The organism is Halalkalibacterium halodurans, assembly GCF_005671335.1.
In the GTDB taxonomy this organism is placed as follows: Bacteria; Bacillota; Bacilli; order Bacillales; family Bacillaceae_D; genus Halalkalibacterium; species Halalkalibacterium halodurans.
On the sequence record NZ_CP040441.1, the window covers coordinates 3743775 to 3764493 of the forward strand.

General features: G+C 42.1%; 21 protein-coding genes and 1 pseudogene. 4 read left to right on the forward strand and 18 right to left on the reverse strand.

All coding sequences use genetic code 11. From position 1 onward, the window contains the following. Positions 1-320: 320 nt before the first annotated feature. Together prfB and secA are read right to left on the reverse strand one after the other, a co-directional pair. A protein-coding gene (gene prfB / locus FED51_RS18340; RefSeq protein WP_138090938.1) for a peptide chain release factor 2 occupies positions 321-1422 on the reverse strand; the annotation gives its coding sequence in 2 pieces (ribosomal slippage) (positions 321-1349 and positions 1351-1422; 1101 coding nt in all). A 40-nt stretch (positions 1423-1462) separates the two neighbouring features. Next, positions 1463-3979, reverse strand: a complete 2517-nt coding sequence (secA, locus tag FED51_RS18345) for a preprotein translocase subunit SecA (protein ID WP_053430283.1) — start codon at positions 3977-3979, stop codon at positions 1463-1465. A 353-nt stretch (positions 3980-4332) separates the two neighbouring features. Here secA and FED51_RS18350 point away from each other — a divergent pair, with 353 nt between their 5' ends. After that, entirely contained in the window at positions 4333-4584 is a 252-nt protein-coding gene (locus FED51_RS18350; RefSeq protein ID WP_053430282.1) for a SunI/YnzG family protein, read from the forward strand. A 144-nt stretch (positions 4585-4728) separates the two neighbouring features. Here the strand turns inward: FED51_RS18350 and hpf are convergent, their stop codons facing one another. Continuing rightward, positions 4729-5292 carry a ribosome hibernation-promoting factor, HPF/YfiA family gene (hpf, locus tag FED51_RS18355; protein WP_010899736.1) on the reverse strand — a complete coding sequence of 188 codons (564 nt, stop codon included), beginning with the start codon at positions 5290-5292 and terminating at the stop codon, positions 4729-4731. 536 nt (positions 5293-5828) lie between these two features. On the opposite strand from hpf, the pseudogene FED51_RS18360 reads away from it, so the two are divergent. Further along, a pseudogene (locus tag FED51_RS18360) lies at positions 5829-6086 on the forward strand (transposase); the annotation flags it as partial. 174 nt (positions 6087-6260) lie between these two features. On the opposite strand, the gene FED51_RS18365 reads toward FED51_RS18360, so the two are convergent. Then, positions 6261-6458, reverse strand: coding sequence for a cold shock domain-containing protein (locus tag FED51_RS18365; RefSeq protein WP_010899738.1), 198 nt, complete (start codon positions 6456-6458; stop codon positions 6261-6263). An 802-nt stretch (positions 6459-7260) separates the two neighbouring features. On the opposite strand from FED51_RS18365, the gene FED51_RS18370 reads away from it, so the two are divergent. Together FED51_RS18370 and FED51_RS18375 are read left to right on the forward strand one after the other, a co-directional pair. Further along, positions 7261-8196, forward strand: a complete 936-nt coding sequence (locus tag FED51_RS18370; protein ID WP_053430280.1) for a DUF6612 family protein — start codon at positions 7261-7263, stop codon at positions 8194-8196. Between the two features lie 182 nt (positions 8197-8378). Then, a complete protein-coding gene (locus FED51_RS18375; RefSeq protein WP_138091072.1) occupies positions 8379-10016 on the forward strand; it encodes an IS1182 family transposase in 1638 nt (545 codons plus the stop codon). 25 nt (positions 10017-10041) lie between these two features. Here the strand turns inward: FED51_RS18375 and fliT are convergent, their stop codons facing one another. The 14 genes from fliT to FED51_RS18445 all read right to left on the reverse strand — a co-directional run bounded on the left by fliT (position 10042) and on the right by FED51_RS18445 (position 20719). After that, complete coding sequence (gene fliT / locus FED51_RS18380) at positions 10042-10401, reverse strand: flagella biosynthesis regulatory protein FliT (RefSeq protein ID WP_053430279.1); 360 nt, start codon at positions 10399-10401, stop codon at positions 10042-10044. Further along, positions 10401-10802 carry a flagellar export chaperone FliS gene (gene fliS / locus FED51_RS18385; RefSeq protein ID WP_053430278.1) on the reverse strand — a complete coding sequence of 134 codons (402 nt, stop codon included), beginning with the start codon at positions 10800-10802 and terminating at the stop codon, positions 10401-10403. The genes fliT and fliS overlap by 1 nt, the downstream gene beginning before the upstream one ends. 45 nt (positions 10803-10847) lie before the next feature. Then, the gene (fliD, locus tag FED51_RS18390; protein ID WP_053430277.1) at positions 10848-12446 is read right to left on the reverse strand and encodes a flagellar filament capping protein FliD; all 1599 of its coding nucleotides are present in this window, start codon (positions 12444-12446) and stop codon (positions 10848-10850) included. A 19-nt stretch (positions 12447-12465) separates the two neighbouring features. Next, complete coding sequence (flaG, locus tag FED51_RS18395) at positions 12466-12798, reverse strand: flagellar protein FlaG (RefSeq protein WP_053430276.1); 333 nt, start codon at positions 12796-12798, stop codon at positions 12466-12468. A 145-nt stretch (positions 12799-12943) separates the two neighbouring features. After that, positions 12944-13753: a flagellin N-terminal helical domain-containing protein gene (locus FED51_RS18400; protein ID WP_053430275.1), complete on the reverse strand. Its 810-nt coding sequence runs from the start codon at positions 13751-13753 to the stop codon at positions 12944-12946. Between the two features lie 258 nt (positions 13754-14011). Continuing rightward, the gene (csrA, locus tag FED51_RS18405) at positions 14012-14239 is read right to left on the reverse strand and encodes a carbon storage regulator CsrA (protein WP_053430274.1); all 228 of its coding nucleotides are present in this window, start codon (positions 14237-14239) and stop codon (positions 14012-14014) included. Further along, complete coding sequence (gene fliW, locus FED51_RS18410; RefSeq protein WP_053430273.1) at positions 14240-14695, reverse strand: flagellar assembly protein FliW; 456 nt, start codon at positions 14693-14695, stop codon at positions 14240-14242. It lies immediately after the preceding gene. Between the two features lie 74 nt (positions 14696-14769). Continuing rightward, positions 14770-15357: a DUF6470 family protein gene (locus tag FED51_RS18415; RefSeq protein ID WP_010899747.1), complete on the reverse strand. Its 588-nt coding sequence runs from the start codon at positions 15355-15357 to the stop codon at positions 14770-14772. A 24-nt stretch (positions 15358-15381) separates the two neighbouring features. After that, on the reverse strand, positions 15382-16569 hold the full coding sequence (gene flgL, locus FED51_RS18420; protein WP_010899748.1) for a flagellar hook-associated protein FlgL: 1188 nt from the start codon (positions 16567-16569) through the stop codon (positions 15382-15384). A gap of 19 nt (positions 16570-16588) precedes the next feature. After that, complete coding sequence (flgK, locus tag FED51_RS18425; RefSeq protein WP_053430272.1) at positions 16589-18259, reverse strand: flagellar hook-associated protein FlgK; 1671 nt, start codon at positions 18257-18259, stop codon at positions 16589-16591. Positions 18260-18291: 32 nt separating this feature from the next. After that, a complete protein-coding gene (locus tag FED51_RS18430) occupies positions 18292-18789 on the reverse strand; it encodes a flagellar protein FlgN (protein ID WP_053430271.1) in 498 nt (165 codons plus the stop codon). Positions 18790-18805: 16 nt separating this feature from the next. Continuing rightward, a complete protein-coding gene (gene flgM, locus FED51_RS18435) occupies positions 18806-19066 on the reverse strand; it encodes a flagellar biosynthesis anti-sigma factor FlgM (protein ID WP_010899751.1) in 261 nt (86 codons plus the stop codon). A gap of 466 nt (positions 19067-19532) precedes the next feature. Beyond that, on the reverse strand, positions 19533-19973 hold the full coding sequence (locus FED51_RS18440; RefSeq protein WP_010899752.1) for a TIGR03826 family flagellar region protein: 441 nt from the start codon (positions 19971-19973) through the stop codon (positions 19533-19535). Between the two features lie 59 nt (positions 19974-20032). After that, a complete protein-coding gene (locus tag FED51_RS18445; protein ID WP_053430270.1) occupies positions 20033-20719 on the reverse strand; it encodes a ComFC family protein in 687 nt (228 codons plus the stop codon).

Consider the following 20719-nt stretch of genomic DNA (forward strand, 5'->3'; position numbering starts at 1 on the left):
TCACCGGCTAAGACGACTGTAAATGCAAACTAAGTAACGTAATGCCGCAGTAAAGTACACTATTTATCCACATATAAAAAGAACAATCCACAATATACACATACTTATTCACAGATGTTTTTAATATATCAACAATTATCATCATTTTTATCCACATACGTGAACAAGTGTGCGTGTTTTTCGTTCTTTTTTTGATTTCTTTTGTGGATAAAGCATTTGGAACATCATTTGCTCCGGTTATTAACTTACTGCCCATCCTTAATGGTAAGCGCAGAAAAAGCCCTTCCCCACATTGTGGAAAAAGGCTTTTTTGCTTTTCATTATGAGACATTCCAGCGAAGGTAAGCGTCGATGAAGGAATCAATCTCTCCATCCATCACCGCATTCGTATTCCCAACTTCCACATTCGTACGGTGATCTTTTACCATACTATATGGATGGAATACGTATGAACGAATTTGACTTCCCCAACCGATTTCTTTTTGTTCCCCGCGGATTTCAGCCAACTCTTTTTGCTGCTCCTCCAGCTTTAACTGCAACAATTTGGCCTGTAACATTTTCATCGCTCGTTCGCGGTTTTTAATCTGTGAACGTTCACTTTGGCATGTGACAACCGTATTTGTCGGAAGGTGGGTAATTCTCACAGCTGAATCAGTCGTATTGACATGCTGCCCACCGGCACCGCTAGAACGATACGTATCAATTTTTAAATCTTCCGTTGAGATTTCAATCTCGACACTACCGTCAAGCTCCGGCATTACTTCACATGAAACAAACGACGTATGTCGCCGTCCGGACGAATCAAAAGGAGAGATCCGCACAAGACGATGTACACCTTTCTCCGCTTTCAAATAGCCATAAGCGTTATGTCCTTTAATTAATAACGTAACACTTTTGACCCCAGCTTCATCCCCCGGTAAATAATCCAATGTCTCCACTTTATAGCCTTTGTTTTCTGCCCAACGGGTGTACATTCTTAACAGCATGGAAGCCCAGTCTTGAGATTCTGTTCCTCCCGCACCTGGGTGAAGCTCTAAAATGGCATTGTTTTTATCGTAAGGCTCATTTAACAGCAACTGCAATTCAAACTCATTTAATTCTTTCACTAAATCTTTTAGACCTTGCTCTAATTCCTGTTGTAAGTCTGCATCCGTTTCTTCCTTACAAAGCTCATAGGAGACTTCCAAGTCCTCATAAGTCTCTTCAATCCTTAAAAATGTATGGACGGTATCCTTTAGAGCGTTTGCCTCATCAATGACTTTTTGCGCAGCTGCTTGATCATTCCAAAAATCAGCTGCTGTCATTTTTTCTTCTAACTCAGCAATTCGCGCTTGCTTTGTTTCGAGGTCAAAGAGACCCCCTAAAGTCCGCTAATCGCTTAGCCATCGTTGTTAATTCTTGCTTTACTTCCACTAATTCCATACCATCACCTCAAGGAGATTGTTCCTCATTACTACGGACATTATTGCCCACAGCAATTTTTGTATTTTTTCCCGCTACCACATGGGCACGGCTCGTTTCTACCAACCGTTTCTTTTTTTCGAACCGGCTGACGCTTGGCCTTAGAGTCACCGTCTGTTGGCCTCGGTTGAACCGCTTGTCCCTCTGCTACCTTTTCACGTTGAAGGTTTTGCTGAACTTGTGCTTTCATCACATACATCGCCACTTCTTCTTCAATCGAGGCGACCATGGCTTCAAACATTTCAAACCCTTCAAAGCGATATTCCCTTAGCGGATCGTTTTGCCCATAGGCACGTAGATGAATCCCTTGGCGCAGCTGATCCATTTGATCAATGTGGTTCATCCACTTACGATCAACGGTCCGCAACATAATTACTTTTTCGAACTCACGCATATGCTCTGGTGTGAATTCCTCTTCTTTTTTATTGTATCTCTCGATTACTTTGTCATAAATGATCTCGACAATTTCCTCTGGGTCTTTACCCCAGATGTCTTTTTCTGTTAGATCGTCTTCATTTAAAAGATTGGCTTTCATGAAGTTAACAATCGCACCGTAATCCCAATCCTCTGGTACTTCGCTCTCCGGTGTATGGAGCTGGACGTTCCGTTCGATTACAGATAAAATCATTTTCTCCACAATCTCACGTAAATTATCGGATTCTAACACTTCCATCCGCTGTTTATAAATAATCTCCCGTTGCTCACGCATGACATCGTCATATTGTAAAATTTGCTTCCGGGCATCGAAGTTGTTTCCTTCCACTCGTTTTTGCGCTGTTTCGACCGCACGAGACACAAGCTTACTTTCAATCGGCTGATCTTCTTCCATTCCAAGCTTATCCATCATCGCCCGCATATTATCTGAGCCGAAGCGACGCATAAGTTCGTCTTCCATTGATAAATAAAATTGCGAAGACCCTGGATCTCCTTGACGACCAGAACGTCCACGAAGCTGGTTGTCAATTCGACGGCTTTCATGGCGCTCGGTTCCTAAGACGTGAAGACCGCCAAGCTCACGTACACCTTCGCCTAATTTAATATCGGTTCCCCGACCCGCCATGTTCGTCGCAATGGTCACAGCACCACGGTGCCCAGCATTTTCAATAATTTCTGCTTCCTTCTCGTGATTTTTCGCATTTAACACATGGTGAGGGATCCGACGCTTTTTCAGCAATGTAGAAACAAGCTCTGACGTTTCAACACTTACTGTACCTACGAGGACAGGCTGTCCCTTTTTATAAAGCTCTTCAATTTCGTTGACAACGGCTTTGAATTTTGCGTCCATTGTTTTGAAAATCAAATCTGGTCGGTCATCACGAATGACCGGCTTGTTTGTCGGAATCACCATAACATCCATGCCATAAATGTTACGGAATTCCTCTTCTTCTGTTTTTGCCGTACCAGTCATCCCTGCAAGCTTTTGATACATCCGGAAATAGTTTTGGAATGTAATCGAAGCAAGGGTCATGCTCTCACGCTGAATCTGCAAACCTTCTTTAGCCTCAATCGCCTGATGAAGACCATCACTATAGCGACGCCCTTTCATCAAACGTCCTGTAAACTGATCGACAATGACAATTTCTCCGTTTTCAACTACGTAGTCCGCATCACGATGCATGACTACATGGGCTTTTAATGCTTGGTTAATGTGATGAAGAAGTTGTACATGCCGTTGATCAAACAAGTTATCGATATTAAACGCACGCTCCGCCTTGTTCACACCTTCTTCTGTTAGCTGAACAGACTTTGTTTTTTCATCAAGCGTGTAGTCCTCTTCATTTTTCAATACACGTACGAATGAGTTCGCTTGTGAATATAGCTTTGTGGAACGCTCAACAGAACCAGAGATGATGAGCGGCGTACGCGCTTCGTCAATAAGAATGGAATCGACCTCATCAACAAGAGCGAAATTTAGGGACCGCTGCACCATTTGCTCCTTATAGAGCACCATGTTATCCCGCAAGTAATCGAACCCAAATTCATTGTTTGTTCCATACGTAATATCGGCCTGATAAGCCTCCTTTTTCTCTTCCTTGGAGAGCCCTGGCACGTTCAAACCTACCGTTAACCCAAGAAACTCGAACATCGCGCCCATTTGTTCGCTATCACGACGTGCCAAATAATCGTTGACCGTCACTACATGAACACCTTTACCGGCAAGGGCATTTAAATAAACAGGCATCGTCCCAACAAGCGTCTTACCTTCCCCAGTTTTCATCTCAGCGATATTTCCTTGGTGAAGGGCGATCGCTCCAAGAATTTGAACAGGATATGGAGTCATATTTAACACACGTGTTGCTGCCTCTCTTACAACAGCGTATGCTTCTGGAAGCAAGTCATCGAGAGATTCCCCGTTCTTATACCTCTTTTTAAATTCCTCTGTCTTTTGACGCAACCCATCATCGGAAAGTGACTTCATTTCGTCACTTAACGCTTCTACTTGGTCGGCGATTTTTTGATTTTTTTTCAACTGGCGCTGACTTGGATCGCCAACAACCTTTTTTAGTAACCCTAACATGACATTCGCCTCACTTTTCTTTTCTCCTTACAAAAACTTGGCCAGTCACCAAGTCCAAATGCGAAAGCCGCCGCTTTTCATTCGCGTTAACAATAAATTCATGTCTATCTTTCTTCGTTATTATTAAACGATGGATAATACAAACTTACCCTTCATTTTACCAACTCCTTGTCCTAATAACAAGACAAGGCTATAGGATCTTCCATTTTATGTACGTATGCTTCCTTACTTGTGTTTCACCCTGTTTACAATAGAAAATGTAAACTTTTATGAAGAAAAATGAAACAATTTTGTTCGTTTCTACGTATTGTGTAATAGAGAAAGACATTTGTCTCACTGGAAGGGGTAACGGTATGATTCAACCGAACATTCAACTCTTACATGATCACATCGTCATTCACTGGTGTATGGCAACGATCCGTATCCCAGTAGCCGATATTATTGAAATTGTTGATTTACATAACCCTACTTCACACGAAAAGCCTGTTATACGAATTGGAGATCCCAATGGCACAAAAGCGTATAGTTGCATCCGTACGAAAAAGGCTGATTACTTAATCTATTCGAATGATCAAACGTGGCGAACCGAGGTCTTATCATGCTAATACATCATTACGTCCCCTAACAAAGAGGTGTATTCAGCAAAAGGCTAGCCTACTAGCCATCCTTTTCGGGAGTGACAAAAATGCCATTGAACACTAGGAAGAGTGTAAAAAAGAGGGGCTTCAAGGCCCCTCCCAACAGTCGGCTTATTCAGGTTCAATTAGCCCGTATTTTCCGTCTTTGCGGCGATAAACTACATTCGTATCACCACTAATTGCGTTTGAAAAGACAAAGAAGTTATGGCCTAACATGTCCATTTGCAAAATCGCTTCTTCTGTATCCATCGGCTTCAAATTAAATCGTTTCTTACGTACGACTTGAAGATCATCTTCCTCCTCAAGCAATATCTCTTCGCGCATGCCGTCCATTGGCTCTAAATCATTTTTAAACATATATTTTAAACTGCCTTCTTGGCGAAATTTTCGATTCACCTTTGTTTTATGTTTGCGAATTTGTCTTTCAAGTTTTTCAATCACAAGGTCAATCGCTGCATACATGTCACTATGCTTTTCTTCCGCCCTTAGCAGCAACCTAGACATTGGAATCGTTACTTCAATGATGTGTAGATTATTCAGTACTTGCATTCTAACATTCACATCCGCAACTGGAGTCGTGTCAAAATATCGCTCAAGCTTCCCCACCTTTTTTTCGACATATTCTCTTAAAGCCGGAGTTACTTCCAAGTTTTCACCACGTACATTGAAGATCATATGACCAACTCCTTTCATACTCTATATATTCTACATACCCATTTGTAAATCCTTTTTAAACGTCTTTAATCAGAGGTAAATTTCGTTAAATTTTGTCGAAATATCGAACTTGCCGTCGTAACCTTCTTTTTCATTTGTTCTTTCCATTATATATGTTCGCTAACTTTTTCCTATTCTTATCAATAGGAGACTCATTTTAAAAGCCAAAGGCGGTTATAGTGAAGTTTCTTAAAGCACAGAAAACGGGTGGTCCCAAAAGTCTATCTTTTGAGGCAGCTTCTTTGCTTATTCGTTCGAAATGGCGACTTGGCGGACGCTTTCCACGGGCAACGCTCCTGCTTCCTCGAGAACCCCACTCTCGGTATCTTTCGCTGTTGCTTTTCTCGCTGGAGTCGCCGCCTGTCGCTCGTTCGAACCCCATTAACGCGCGAGTGAACATAAAAAAAATTGCCCGATCGTTTAAAAGTACCACTACCGAAATTCAAACGAAAGAAGGCGATTTTTTTGCGCAAACGGCTACTTATCAGCCGTATACCATGAATCAACTCGTGCTTCCTATCGATTTTTCCGATCTCATTCCAGAGAACCATGTGGCACGTGTGGTAATTGACATGGGCGAACCGTTGAATGATCAGCTATTAGACGAGGTGTCCAAAGGGGGCGGTCGTCCTGCGTATCACCCGAAGATGATGACGAAAATCCTATTGTAAGGGTACATCCAAAAGTGGTTTTCGTGTCGTGCGATCGCCAAGGCTTTGACCGAACACCTTTCGATGATGTGGCTCGTCGCACGAAGCAACCAACGAAAACACATCCACACAAAAATCGGGAGAACCGCATCAAACGGTTCTCCCGATTTTATGTTTTTAGGTACTTTTGGGACAGCCTCAGTACAAAAAAGCCCATCTCCTATAAGGAGAGGGCTTTGATCAAGCTATAATTACAAATCCTTAACCTAGGAATGTGAATTAAAGCTTAGTGACGTTCGCAGCTTGAGGTCCGCGAGCTCCTTCAACGATATCAAACTCAACAGATTGACCTTCGTCTAATGTTTTGAAACCGTCTGTGTTAATGGCAGAGAAATGAACAAATACATCGTCACCATCTTCGCGCTCGATAAAACCGAAACCTTTTTCTGCGTTAAACCATTTTACTTTTCCTTGCATACTTTCACATTCCCTTCGTAAGTTAAATCATGCGTGGATTAATTTCCACACTTTTACTATAACAGTGTCGATACACAAAGTCAAATATTGTTGTCCCCGATGTTTCGACCATTCTAGACATATTTTTGAAAGTTCCCCACGATTTTATTCATGCTGACCAAAAAAATTTCAAAAGAATAAGCCTTTATACCTGCACTCAACATCTATTTCTTTTTATTTTCAACAAAACCAATGGCTTTATTCGGGTCCTGCCCTATTCACTTTTTTGTTGCAGTAAGTACCAAAAAGCCCATCAATAACTGTAATTCAAAATAACCCATACCATCCAATTTAGAAAAGAATACCTTTATACAATATAATAGGGGCATCCATTTTATGAACGAATGCTCAATCATAAACATTTTAAACGACAGCGGGTAAGCCATTAGACCTAATTATGTTTACATAAAAATTATTGGACTTAATTGGGCGATCCATCAAGATGATGGTTAAGAAAGAAGGGGTTTTGCTGACGAGTAAACAATTAGTGTCCAAACCTATGAAATTGAGACAACTGTCGTTCCTGATGAGGTAAAAGAAGCAGCGATTTGCTTTCATAATGTTGCTCATCATTACTCGATAGGCAAACAATCGAATGGTTTGCTTCCTTCCTTTCTCCACCCGTTTGCACGAAGTTTCGCTTGAATAACGGAAAGCAATTTATGTATGTTTTTGGTTTTATTTCTTCCCACTATTCAAATCACCCAATTTGTAGTAAAATGGGAAACGTTCTGTACATTTTAGGGAGAAGGAGAAGATACAGATGAGAAAAAAAGCGTGGTTAGGCCTTTTGCTGTCTGGTGTCCTTTTGTTAGCTGCTTGTAATGAAGAAAGTAGCACGGAGGTACCGGAAGAAGGTACAGATGTGGAAGAAACAGAAGAACAGAATGAAGGGCAAAACGAAGAACATAACGAGGAATTAACAGCTGAGGACGTGTTGGCTCGTTCGACTGAAGCTATGAGTGAAGTTGAAAGTTTCACAACTGAGATGGAGCTACACCAAGTGATCAACCTTGACGACGAGGAAATGGAAACCCATAGCTCTATCAAAATGGACGCTACCTTAAACCCGCTCGCCTTTTATCAAGTTATGGATATGAACGTGCCAGAGGCTAATCAAACAGTTTCTACAGAATCTTACTACACAGAAGAAGGCATGTTTATGCAAGCCCCAGGTTATGAAGGATGGATTAAATACTCAGATGACTTCCAAGAGCTAGCGAATGCACAAGTAGCTCCAGAAGAGCAGCTTGAAATGTTAAAAGCATTCGGTGACGAGCTGTCCCTTGACGAAGACGGTGATCATTACGTATTAACCATTTCTGGCTCAGATCAAAATTTACAAAGTCTCATCGATTCCATCATGGGGATGACTGGTGGGACGATGGAAGGCATGGAAGAGTTATTTCAGATGATGTCATTATCAGATGTAGAATATACGGTCAACATTGACAAAGAAACGTTTTTACAGCAATCGATGTCAATGAAAATGACGATGACAATGGAAATGGAAGAGGAGTCCATGTCCATTCAGCAAACATCTACTGGAACGTTTTCTAATTTCAATGAGGTCGATCCAATTGAAATTCCAGCAGAGGTTGTTGAATCTGCCGAAGAATTTGACTTTGACCTTAGCGAAATGGAAGAAATTGAACTACCTGAATTAGAGGAAGAAGAAGCTGAAGACGATGCAGCTTAAATGAAACTCTGTATATAATTAAAGGGGCTGTCCCATAAGTCAAAATGATTGACTTATGGGCAGCCCTTTTGAATACAAAAAAATCGCCCCGTTCGTTATAATGTAAGTACCCACACAAACAAAATAAGAAAACGGAGGCGATTCTTTTGAGTAACTCTATAGCTACTTTCATTCATTATAACATGGACCAATTAGTCCTTCCAATGGATTTTAGCGATCTCATCGCCGAAGACCATGTGGCGCGTGTGGTGAATGACATGGTGGAAATGGTGGATGAAGATCTCTTCTACGCCCCATACAAAGGTGGCGGCCGGAGTGCCTACCACCCAAAGATGATGACGAAAATCATTTTGTATGCCTACACGCAAAAATTATATTCGTGTCGCGACATTGCCAAGTCCCTGCGTGAACATCTTCCGATGATGTGGTTGGCCGCTCGTCAAACACCAGATTTCCGCACCATTAATCGTTTTCGCTCGGAACGAATGAAAGACATCATTGAGCCATTGTTTACGTCCCTCATTCAGTTACTGCTCGACCAAAACTACATCACCATGGACAACTACTTTCTCGATGGAACCAAAATCGAGGCGAATGCCAATCGATATACGTTTGTTTGGAAAAAGTCCGTCCAGAAGTATAAGGAGCGGCTACAGGACAAGCTCGAAGAATTATTCGCCCACATTGAAGAGACGATTGATTCCGATAACCAGCAGGTAGAGAATGATCAAGGGGAAAACAAGCGTGTGACTTCTGAACAGTTACGTGAAGCTGTCACTCAAGTGGAAAAACAGGCGAATCAAGCGGAACAAGCCCTTCATGACGAACAAGATCCGGTTCTGAAAAAAGAGAAAAAAGCGGAAGCTCGTCACTGGCGCCAATTACATAAGAAGTTAAACACAGACTATCTGCCACGCTTAGAAAGATACGAAGATCAATTAGCGACATTCGGTGATCGAAATAGTTTCTCCAAAACCGATCGAGATGCCACATTTATGCGTATGAAGGAAGATCATATGAAAAACGGTCAACTGAAACCCGGATATAATGTACAGGCAGGGACCGAAAATCAATTCATTGTCGGTTATTCCATTCATCAACGCCCAACAGATACTCGTTGTTTGATTCCACACCTTCGTATGCTTGAAGAACGCCAACTCCCCTTTCCAAAGAAGCTAATCGCAGACGCTGGTTATGGAAGTGAGCCCAACTATTTATATATCGCTGAAAACGAATGGGATGCCCTCATCCCTTATCATACGATGAGAAAAGAAGAAAGCCGGGTCTATCGGAACGACCCATGGAAGGTACAGAACTGGACGTATTTGGAACATGATGATACCTATATATGCCCAAATAACCGGAGAGTGACTTTTCGATACTACCGCAAACGAACGGATGCCTACGGATACGAACGAGACTTCAAAATATATGAATGTGAAGACTGTACCGGGTGTCCATTCAAGACGGATTGTACAAAAGCGAAAGGCAATCGCCAGATTCACTATAATCCGGTATATGAAGAAGGAAAATCAAAAATGAAACGAGCCCTTGATACGGAAGAAGGCGCAAAGACCTATCGAAAACGGAAAACAGAGGTCGAAAGCGTGTTCGGTCATATCAAGGGCAATCGGTCGTTCCGTCGTTTTCACCTTCGTGGCCTTGACAAGGTGAACATTGAGTTTGGGCTGATCGCAATCGCCCACAACTTCCTGAAACAGGCGAAGACCATCCGCCTGTTTCAGGAAGAGATAAACCGATCATCGGAGACAAAAAGCCTGAAGCGACTTATAAATGTCACTTCAGGCTTTTCTTTTTAAGGGCTTTTGAGACAGCCCCTTTTCCTTATTCACGTTTGTCGAAAAACACACCTTCCACAGTTGGTCCATCATAAGGGAGATCATATTTTCGATTCATCTGTTTCTTTTGTTTAAATTGATTAATTTCCTGATGAATCAATCCACTCATCTCCGCTAACTTTTCCTGGATGGCCTGACTTTTTATCAAAATCTCGCGAACGATTTGCTTACTTTTTTGATCTTTTGGTCGCTCCAACCCCATTTCCATTACTAAAGCTCGTTCTTTTAGCAGCTGTTCTATGTTTTCCATCTGCTTCTCCCTTAGATCATGGTTAGAATCAAGAGGAGCATGGACTTTAGCATACAGATCGTTTGTTAGCTGTGACAACTGTTCCAGAGAGCTCATTATGCTTCTCCACCATTACCGTGTCTCTTTTTCCGATCAATTTGTAATGCTTCCTTCCAAGTATCGCGGAATTGCTTTACTAAGTCTTCCGCTTCCGAAAGTTTCGTTAGGTTGTTTTCCAGGTTCGCTTCAGTTAGACGATTTAAAATAAAATCATAGAGTGCTAGCATATTTTTCCCTAATTCCGTATCACCTTTTAATGTCACCATCAACTCACGAATAATGTTTTGTGCTTTTTGTAAATGGGTATTTTTTTCTTCAATTTCGTTATTCTCAATAGCATGCTGAGCTTGTGAAATAAATTTTAAGCAGCCATTGTACAACATTAACGTTAGTTCTGCTGGTGATGAAGTTTCAACCTTGTTCGTTTGATAAGTTTGATACGGGTTTTTCATGGCCATGTTGATTTACATCCTTTCCATTTACGAGGCTATGATCAAAATCCATTAAGTAACAAAAAATTGTTGGAGAGAAGCATATTGCGCGTTCGCCTGATTCACCATTTGTTCCATCCGCGAAAATTGCGCCCAATAACGATTTTCAATTTGAGTTAATCTTTGCTGAAAACGATCAATTTGTTTATCCACATCCAATATTTGTCTTCCGATAATGAATTGGTGCGCTGTTCTATTTTCATTCCCTGCACGAGCAACAATATCATTCATCGTTGACGATAAGGAGCTACGAATACGCCCCACTAGCCCTGTTTGACTATAAATCTCTGAGCGTTGTTGAGAGGTACGATCCTTCGCAGGAATAGACGTTAACGATGAGTTAGCTGTCCCGTTTAAAAGCTGGTGTACAGAATCTGGATCAGCCTCTAAGGCCGCTCGCAATTTATCTTCATCGACTTCAAGAAGGCCGCCCAATCGGTAATCACTGCTCGTCGTAATACCGATCTGTGTAATTAACGAAAACTGCCCATTTGTTTGCACAGGTGTATACAAATCTGCTCTCATTTGCGATAAAAGGGAATTCAACATCGAATCATTTCGCAACAAACCACTTTTTGCTTTTTCATCCCAAAGCTCTGCTTCTCGTTCGGAAAGCTCTCTTCTTTGTTCCTCTGTTAACGGTGGATAATCACGGTTTCTTGGTTCCGATAAAAGGGATCTTAATTCTGTAATTGTAGTATTGTACGTATCAACAAACTCCATAACTTTTTCGAAGGCTGCATCTGTGTTTGATGAGACGTTTAACGTTTCAAAACCTTCTGTCGTCCCGGTTAGGTTAAAGGTGATTCCACCAACCGTTATCCGGTTAGTACGAGAATCGCTTACGACAATCGGTTCACTGGACATGATTGGATCAATAAATTCCACTTCTGCATTTGTACCACTAACTTCATTCGCTTGATCCAGCTTTAACACATCATTTAAAAAGCCTGTGTCGCCACCGAATACGATTTGATAGTCATTTGATCCATCCGCCGCGTTAAAGGCTCCCGTTTCCGTACGCTCAATTATCACTTTATCATAGGTGGAATTGTAGGACATTCTTACACCAAGACCGGCAGAGTTAATGTCTTTAAATAAGCTATCAAGTGACTTGGACGTATCAATCGTAAACGACTTTTCTACAGCTGCTCCACTACTATTATAAGTAGTGATGGTAAACGTTTGTCCATGATAATCTTCAATGTTCACCCCGTCAGCGTATACATTTTGTTCATTTAACGCCCGTGTCGTACTTATTTTCGTACTGCCATTTGAAATCGCCTCTGAGCTTATATTTCTTGATTGGGTCGCAATTTGATTCACTTTCAACTGGTACGATCCATTACGCACCTGTGCATTTGGCTGAGCCGTAAAGGCTTTGCTTGTCGTTGAAGCTTCTTTCGTATTTAAAGAGGAACGTAAACGAATATTAGCGGCTGCATCATCTAGCTTTTTTAATAAAAGGTTTACTTCACGATAGGCATCTCGTTGCCATTCTAACGTGATCTTCCTCTGCGTAAATTTATTTAATGGGATTCTTTCAACTTGCATTAACTGTTTAATCATGCTTTCCGTATCAATTCCACTCGCAATGCCGCCGATTCTCATGTCTTAAGCCCACCTTTCGCTAAATTTTTTTATCAAAAAAGACGCTAATCGTTTCCTTCATCGCTGCATAAATATCCAATAACTTCTTAGGGGGAATCTCCTTAACCACTTCATTGGTTATTTTATCAACAATGGTTACGTAGTACTCATTCAAATCTTCATGTAAGGCAAATCGAACCCCTGTATTCAATGTTTCGATGACTTTATTGATGTCATCAATTTTATGTTGAACGTCACGCTTACTTGGCTCATACTCTTCTAATTGAACCGTCTCCTGTGCTTTAACAACTGTTTTAGCTACTTGAACTCCTGCTTGTCCTGCATACTGACTTTTTGATAAATTTATTTCCATTGGAGAACTCCCTTCCACGTAAAAGTTTTCATATCTATTATATCGGTATCTCATTCCTAAACTTTAACAACCTATCAACAAAGTAACGGTTGAGCGAAAAATAAAAAAGACCTGGAATAAATCCAGATCTTTAAATGAAAGCAAATTAACGAAGTAATTGTAATACAGCTTGTGGCTGTTGGTTTGCTTGAGCAAGCATCGCTTGAGACGCTTGGTTTAAGATGTTTGTTCTTGTGAACTCCATCATTTCTTTCGCCATGTCTACGTCACGGATACGAGACTCAGCAGCTTGTAGGTTTTCTGAAGCATTATCAAGGTTTTTAATTGTATGCTCTAGGCGGTTTTGCCAAGCACCTAATTGCGCTCTTGAAGTTGAAAGAGTATTAATTGCATCATTGATAGTATCAATTGCACCAGAAGCTCCACCTTGAGTGCTAATATCTACACCATCAACTCCTAAAGTAGCTGAGTCGATTGCATCAATAGCAACAACTAATGTTTCTGAAGTTGAATCCGGACCAATATGAAGAGTAAAGCTCTCTCCAAACATATCTTTATTATTGAACTTCGTATCTGTGTTGATTCGGTCAAGCTCAAGGATAAGTTCTTCAATCTCTAGTTGTAGTGCTGCGCGATCATTAGCATCATCATTTGTATCGTTTGCAGCTTGAACCGCTAGCTCACGCATACGTTGAAGGATTGCATGGCTTTCATTCATTGCTCCTTCAGCTGTTTGAATTAACGAGATACCGTCTTGAGCATTACGAGACGCTTGATCCAAACCACGGATTTGCGCACGCATTTTTTCAGAGATGGCAAGACCTGCAGCGTCATCCCCTGCACGGTTGATGCGAAGACCTGAAGAAAGCTTCTCCATCGCTTTTTGCCCTTCACCTAGGTTGATACCCATGTTACGATGCGCATTCATTGCTGGTAAATTGTGATTGATAATCATTAAAATTTCCTCCTTGAAATGTGTTTTCCGCCCACATCCTTGTGGTTGGTGTAAACTTAATCCGCGAAAAGGAACAAAGTCGGCCGCCTTTTCCTTTTCCGGTACACTAATAATATCGACACGATTTCACAGGAGTTTAGTCCTTTTTAAAATTTTTTATGATTTTTTTCTTGTAACCGGGGGACTCCAAAAGAAGCAATACGAACAACAGAAAGAGCGTAACGCGAGTGTAAACAAAAAAAGACCAGATCCGTCGATCTAGCCTTGTTGGTTCAATAATCCTTTTAATTGGGTTAATGGCACGGTTTTGGCCGCTTCGCTGTTCTCTTGTTGTATCGCCAAATACACTTCTTTTCGGTGAATATCAATATGACGCGGGGCGTTAATCCCTAGCTTTACTTGGTCACCGTCGATCGAAATAATGGAGATTTCAATGTTATCTCCGATTTGGATCGACTCGTTCGACTTCCGTGAGAGGACAAGCATTTACTTCGCCTCCTTTACCAGCACAAGCTCTTTTTGAAAAAGAGGTTGTTTCCGGTCGTAAGCTGTATCCCCAAGCACTAGCTGTTTTCCCATTTGTTTATTCGCATTGATCACGATCGGAGCTTGCAAATTTACCGTTGTTTCCGAGAAAGGCTCCTTAACTGTTAGCAACGAAAAAATGGCCACATCGTTCTCATTCGTTATGTTGAGCTGAGCAATCGTTGCCTCTGGCAATTTCACACGATACTCTGGAAAAAATGAAAATGGGTTCACGATGATAAACGCTAAATCCACTGTTTTTGTCGATTGAAGGGTATAGTATGGGGTTGCCTCTTCAAATGGCAGAAGGACAAACTCCTTTTCATCTTCAAACGCAGGAATTCCTTGATCAAAAGCAATGAGCCTATCCTCAGCCACTTCCAATTTACCGTTGTATTTGGTTTCAATTACTTTCATGTCAAATGTCACCACACTTTAATAAGTCTACAGTCATTTTATCATAGAAAGAGCAGCCGCAAAAAAGCAGCTGCTTATAGCTCTTTATTCACTGAAACTCCGACGGCTTGAAAGCGAATGCTTTCCTTTTGTTTGACATAAGCTTTCGTTTCCCAGCGTGGGATCGTAATTTCAGGTTCACGTCGGGTTACATGGATATCAATCGTATTAGATGGGACAGAGAAAGTTAACTCACCAGGTTCGTAGTGAAACTTGATGCTAAAGGCCGAACGGGGCATATTAACCGTCACAAGCTGTTTCGGAGGAGATTCACTGTTCACTTTAGCTAAATGAGACAGCACCTTACCCCCTCTACCATTTTCAATTTTCATCATTTGATCCCCTTGTTGCCGGCGTTTCGCTAAATGATCCATATATTTGCGCTTCGCTTCCGCCACGATTTCTCCCGTTAGGCGAAGGGGCGTTTGCAAATTAGACTCAGCAAAAGCCTGTTGCTGATCAATATATAACTTAGCCGCTCGCTGGCTAATGTGAATCAAATCAACATGCTGTTGATATATTTGTAAGTCTGGGGCATGTTGTTTAATTGTAAGAGGCGGGCGTTCAGAATGGCGTCCAGTTTTTGCATTCGTTGTCTGTATGTTAAGATATGGCAACTGCAAAATGCCCACCCTTTCTTTTACGTACTATCGTAAAAAGTCCATTAACGTTGGCTGCATAATGCGAGCTCCTACAGCTAATGCCGCTCGATGGACGCTTTCTTGGATCGTTAAATCGATAATGACCTTTTCTAAGTCCACATCCTCATTATCTGACATAATACGTTTGGCCGTTATTTCTTGTTGGAGGATGCGACTTTCTAGCATTTCGACCCGATTGACACGCGCTCCTAATTCTGCACGCTCTGCAGTCACTTGATCAATATGCTTGGTAAAATTATCGATGTACGCTGTGAGTTCAGCACCAGAGACGCTCGGGTCTTCAAGTGCTTTTTCCAAACGAAGAATATCACCAAATAATGCGTTGTTAAACACGTTGGTCGGGTTTGTGTTTACTGGAATTTTTACCCCTTTTAATAGCTCAATTTCAACACGTTGCGTGTTAAAGGAGACCGCTTCACGATCAGCCACAACGACATCATTCAAACGGACATTTTTTGTCTCAGCTGCCCCTGTATTTACGTTTGGCTGTGACGACGTAATACGGCCCAAATCTGGATCAATCACAAGTTGAAACGCCTTTTCATTAAATTCATCGCTATCCGTTTCATCAAATGGGAGACTGTTCATTTGTCTCACATCCTGAAACACGAGATGGCCATCGGCATTTTCTCCAACATAGTGATACGTTTGTCCGTCATACACAATTTCGACAGTCTGTAAGTCCGTTCCCGGTTCCAATAAATGGGCAAACCCTAGATCCATTCTTTCCGGAGCCACGATTGGTGGATTGGTCGTATTCGTTCCGTTAAAAATATATTTACCGCTGTTTTTCGTATTGGCGATAGATTGCAAATGCTCATAAAGCTGGCGAATTTCCTTTGCGATGTTCGCACGCTGTGTTTCTTCGTACGTATCGTTCGCCGCCTGAGTTGCCAACTCATGAATGCGGGCTAATGCATCTGTCGCTTCTCCAAGTGCTGCATCAGCCGTATCCATCCAGTTATAAACCTCACGAAGATTACGTTTAAATTGTTCAACCTCTGCCACTTGCGTCCGGTACCGTATCCCCTTCATCGCCACAACTGGATCTTGTGAAGCACGAGTAATCCGCTTCCCTGTGGATAGCTGGTCTTGCAACTCGCCTAGGCGCATATAACCTTGAGAAATATGGCGTAACGAATTGCCAGCAAGCATGCCTTGAGTCACTCTCATTCTAGATTTTCCTCCTCATTTAACGGCCAACGATGCCCATACCATTAATGATACGATCGAGCATTTCGTCAATTTGTGTAATATTTCGAGCTGCCGCATTGTACGCATGTTGGAATTGGATCATTAAGGTCATCTCTTCATCCAAGGACACTTGGCTGACAGAGTTCCGTTCGAATTGAACGTTATCACGTAAAACCTCATAGCTATCCCTCTTTGAAACAGCTTCGCTCGTCTCGACTGCTGCTCTTCCCATCACACCACGATAATAGTTACTGAACGTGGAAGCCGTGCCATTGAAATTCAGACGAATGTCCTTAATTTCTGATAAGAGCAAGGCGTTTTGACCGTCACCTGCAAAAGCACGCTTGGCTCCAGGTTTAAAGCTGTTTTCGTCTTCAAGCAACGTACGAATCGCTGCAAAATCTTTTGCCGCTAACAACGTTTGATATTGCTGTCTTGCATCGTCGGTTAAACCATCAAGGTTGACACGCGCCGCGGCAATGTTGTTTGCATTATTTAAAATATCGTCTGATACTTTTAACGTGCCAGCAGGCTTATTCTCATCGAATACGAAAAAGTCTCCGCCTAGACTCACTTCCCCTGTGAGCGGGTCTTCAAGTGTATACCCAATTCGGTGGGCACTATTCAAAGCTTCGACAAATGTTCTGACCATCACATTGAGCTCGGCCAGCATGTTAGGATAGAGGCCATTGACTTCACTGTTGTCAATGTCGGTTGGGTCTTGATAATAGCCAAATGCTTCAATTAAGCCCTTTAATCCACCTTGAGGCAGCTCTTGAACATTTAGGTTGACGGTATCCGTTCCATTTGAAATTGAGATCCCAGACACATATTCATCTCCAAGACTATTCTCAGTTTTTGCCACTTCAAATTGCTGCAACGCATTCTTGTCCGCTCCATTGACAAGCGTAATCCCCGTCCCTTTAAGCGTCACCGTAACTGCTCCTTCAGCGACTGGGTTTGGGTTCCCACCACTTTTCACACGCTGAACCTCAATCGGGATAATCGCCGAAATTTGATCAAGGAGACGATCTTGCTCATCGTATAAATCATTTGTCACGTAACCACTCGGCTCAACCTTGCGAATTTGTGCATTGATTTCATTTAGCTGTGAAAGTAGCGAGTTTAAATGGTCGGTAACGACACCTATTTCATTCCCATAATCGTCGCGAACTTGCTCTAGGAGCATATATTGCTCATTAAAAGAATCGGCTAACGATACAGCTTGCTCCCGTAATACGTAGCGAACAGCCGTATCCTCTGGGTCTGCACTTAAGTCTTGTAATTTGCTCCAAAACTGATCAATCTGGTTCGCCAACCCGTTCGAATCTAAATCGTTCAAAATTTCTTCCATTCGAATGAGAGCATCGGCACGGGCGTCCCAATACCCATTTTGCGTATTGTGCTGACGGTATTGCAAATCTAAAAATGCGTCACGAATCCTTTGAATGGAGCCTGCCATAACGCCTGTTCCTACTTGACCTGGAATGCTCGGTGCATTTCGACCGACACCAGGATACGCTTGAGTCTGTACGAAGTTTACCCGTTGTCTCGTGTAACCAGGTGTGTTTGCATTTGCTATATTGTGTCCGACAGTCCTTAACGCAGCTTGCTGGGTCATCATCCCGCGGCGTGCTGTTTCAAGCCCGTGAAAAGTGGATGTAGCCATGAATCGTGTTCCTCCGTTTCATTAAACAGTTGTTATGCTTTCGAATCAAAAGTGGAGTAGCCTTCTTCGTATCCATGTCGCTCCTTCTGTTGCGGTGGCTGATAACTCGTATGTTCTGCGCTTGGCAACAGCAAATCAAGAGACATGTTCACGAAGCTTAGGGATTCTTGGATTAATAACTGGTTTCGCTCATTCTCAACTTGTAATGCCATAATGGTGTCAATAAGGGCCGATTGCGTCCCTTCTAATTCCGCTTGCTCCTCTTTTGTTACGTGCGGAAGCATCGCCCGAACGGTTAATTCATCCGGAGCCTGACCGCATCGATCAAAAAAAGCAGCTACCTCTTTGCTACGAATTTTTTCTTGCACTTGCCCTTTATGAATCAATGCGGTTTCAGCGCGAACGAGCTTTTCGAGGGAGACCATGTCATTGTTCTTAATCGCTGCTGCTTTTTCTTTCGCACACGTTAGCAGCTCTTCATGGATGTGTAATAGCTCTGTCAATGAGCCTATCACTTGCTTAGCTGACATAAGGAGCCCCCTCTCATTACTTGTTCCAGAAGTCATAAAGCTTGTCGGCAACCGCCCGTGAGTCCACGCTGTACTCGCCTTTTTCAATCTTCTGTTTGATTTCTTCTATCTTCTTCTCTCGTTCTACTTCAATTGGAGAGCCTTTTTGCATTTCCTGCGCCTCTTTTGAAATTTCAAGTTGATCTCGTTTCTGTGGTTTTCCCTTAACGGTCTCGGCTTTTTCTACTTGTTGACGATAAAGCTGTTGGGAGATCGCTGTATACGGATTAACTTTCATTCATCTTCACCTCAATTTCTATCACACCATCATTTGTTCGCTATTGGTTACTCCTAATATCGGTCCATCCACGAAAATCGTTTAGCCTTTTTGCAATCCAAAAAAACGGTTAGGCTTAACAGTTACCTTACTCCTCAGCACGAACCACGTTCCTAAGCCACATAATTTTCTCCTTGAACGGCAGGTCTAAAGACACGCTTTAGTAAATAGAGAGAAAGAGAGCATCTTTTCGCAAACGTCATGATAGACACCAAAGGGGCCTTTTATTTAGTATACTATCGCTAAAGATCCCTTGAACTGGTAACGTTTTCTGCACAGGATAAAAAGGTGTGAATAGCAATTTTTATGACTATGTCGATTCGCTTCTTTTTTACTAATTTGTACTTCCTCCCCTCACTCTATCGGGAAAGATGAGTAGAAAAGACCTCACCCGTGAGAATACGTGAGGTCTGAACAATTCTGAACCTTAATCCCTTTTCAAGCGATCTTGGAGAGAGTGATACGTCAGATTTTTTTCTTTGGCTTTTTCATTTGCTTGCTTCCTTTGCTGGAACTGCTTTTCCTTTTCTCCTGCATCCAATCCTGCTTTTAAATTGTCTGCACACCCATGACATAGTCGCCCCTCCCGAATTGTTGCACCACACGATTCACACGGATACCCCAGGTTGGGAAACTGCTTTAATTGAATTCGTCCCTCGCGTATAAACTGTTCGATGTCTTGAATCGAAACTCCTGTTTTTTCATACACTTCTGTCACCGTTGCCATCCGATTGGATTTTTTTCGTAAAAAAGTAGATACCTTTTCATAATTCTCTTCTCTTTTTCGAAAGCATTTGTTACAAATTGGTCGAAGCGCTTTAACAAACAACTCTCCGCAAACTGGGCAATTAGCTAAATTGTTTTTCATGACTTTACCCCTCTCCATGATTCATTCTCATTGAACGAGAACATTGGCCCTTCATTGTCCTATCTAGCGATTGTCATCGAACGTACCCGTGCAGCACCGTGAGCTTGCAAAACAGTCGCAGCTTGACGAATGGTAGCTCCCGTTGTGTAAACGTCATCAACCAAAACAATGGAGCGACCTTTTACAACTTCAGCTTCTCCTTTTAACATAAACGGTGTGGTTCTTTGCTGAATTCGCTCGATTCGACTTTTTTTGCTCTGTTTTCTCCCTGGCTTTCTAGCGAGTACATCCTCGTACGTGCACCATTTTGCCAACAAAGCTTCCACTTGGTTAAACCCTCGCTCGATTAGACGGTCTTTACTTAATGGAATCGGCACAATGACATCAAATTTAAACTCTTTTTGATAAAGTTTTTTTAGCAATGGATGGAAAGCCTCTGCTAGCTTCACATCCCCACGGAATTTAAGTTGAGTTAAGACGTTTTTTAAAAAAGGATTGTACTCGAAAAGAGCGCGGTTTTTTTCGATTGTCTGCATCTCAGGGAGCCAGCGTTTGCAATCTAGACAATGATCTCCCTCAACTGTTTTTTTCATCGAGCGTCCACATATAGAGCAAATGGGTTTTGAAATAGGCTGAAATTTGCCTTCACATTCTTGACAAATAACGTCGGCTTCACCTGAAAAGAACATGGTTGACCAACTAACGTTTTCAAAAAACGGCTGATGGCAAATGAGACAGCGCGGCAT

Coding starts and splice junctions, on each gene's coding strand:
- FED51_RS18365 (WP_010899738.1), bottom strand. CDS start 6,458: ATGCAAGGAAAAGTAAAATGGTTTAACGCAGAAAAAGGTTTCGGTTTT.
- fliD (WP_053430277.1), bottom strand. CDS start 12,446: ATGAGAATCGGCGGCATTGCGAGTGGAATTGATACGGAAAGCATGATT.
- FED51_RS18350 (WP_053430282.1), top strand. CDS start 4,333: ATGATTCAACCGAACATTCAACTCTTACATGATCACATCGTCATTCAC.
- hpf (WP_010899736.1), bottom strand. CDS start 5,292: ATGATCTTCAATGTACGTGGTGAAAACTTGGAAGTAACTCCGGCTTTA.
- flgM (WP_010899751.1), bottom strand. CDS start 19,066: ATGAAAGTTAATCCGTATACAGCGATCTCCCAACAGCTTTATCGTCAA.
- fliS (WP_053430278.1), bottom strand. CDS start 10,802: ATGGCCATGAAAAACCCGTATCAAACTTATCAAACGAACAAGGTTGAA.
- csrA (WP_053430274.1), bottom strand. CDS start 14,239: ATGCTTGTCCTCTCACGGAAGTCGAACGAGTCGATCCAAATCGGAGAT.
- fliW (WP_053430273.1), bottom strand. CDS start 14,695: ATGAAAGTAATTGAAACCAAATACAACGGTAAATTGGAAGTGGCTGAG.
- FED51_RS18375 (WP_138091072.1), top strand. CDS start 8,379: ATGGACCAATTAGTCCTTCCAATGGATTTTAGCGATCTCATCGCCGAA.
- FED51_RS18430 (WP_053430271.1), bottom strand. CDS start 18,789: ATGTCAGCTAAGCAAGTGATAGGCTCATTGACAGAGCTATTACACATC.
- flaG (WP_053430276.1), bottom strand. CDS start 12,798: ATGGAAATAAATTTATCAAAAAGTCAGTATGCAGGACAAGCAGGAGTT.
- flgK (WP_053430272.1), bottom strand. CDS start 18,259: ATGGCTACATCCACTTTTCACGGGCTTGAAACAGCACGCCGCGGGATG.
- FED51_RS18400 (WP_053430275.1), bottom strand. CDS start 13,753: ATGATTATCAATCACAATTTACCAGCAATGAATGCGCATCGTAACATG.
- flgL (WP_010899748.1), bottom strand. CDS start 16,569: ATGAGAGTGACTCAAGGCATGCTTGCTGGCAATTCGTTACGCCATATT.
- FED51_RS18445 (WP_053430270.1), bottom strand. CDS start 20,719: ATGCCGCGCTGTCTCATTTGCCATCAGCCGTTTTTTGAAAACGTTAGT.
- fliT (WP_053430279.1), bottom strand. CDS start 10,401: ATGAGCTCTCTGGAACAGTTGTCACAGCTAACAAACGATCTGTATGCT.
- FED51_RS18440 (WP_010899752.1), bottom strand. CDS start 19,973: ATGAAAAACAATTTAGCTAATTGCCCAGTTTGCGGAGAGTTGTTTGTT.
- secA (WP_053430283.1), bottom strand. CDS start 3,979: ATGTTAGGGTTACTAAAAAAGGTTGTTGGCGATCCAAGTCAGCGCCAG.
- FED51_RS18370 (WP_053430280.1), top strand. CDS start 7,261: ATGAGAAAAAAAGCGTGGTTAGGCCTTTTGCTGTCTGGTGTCCTTTTG.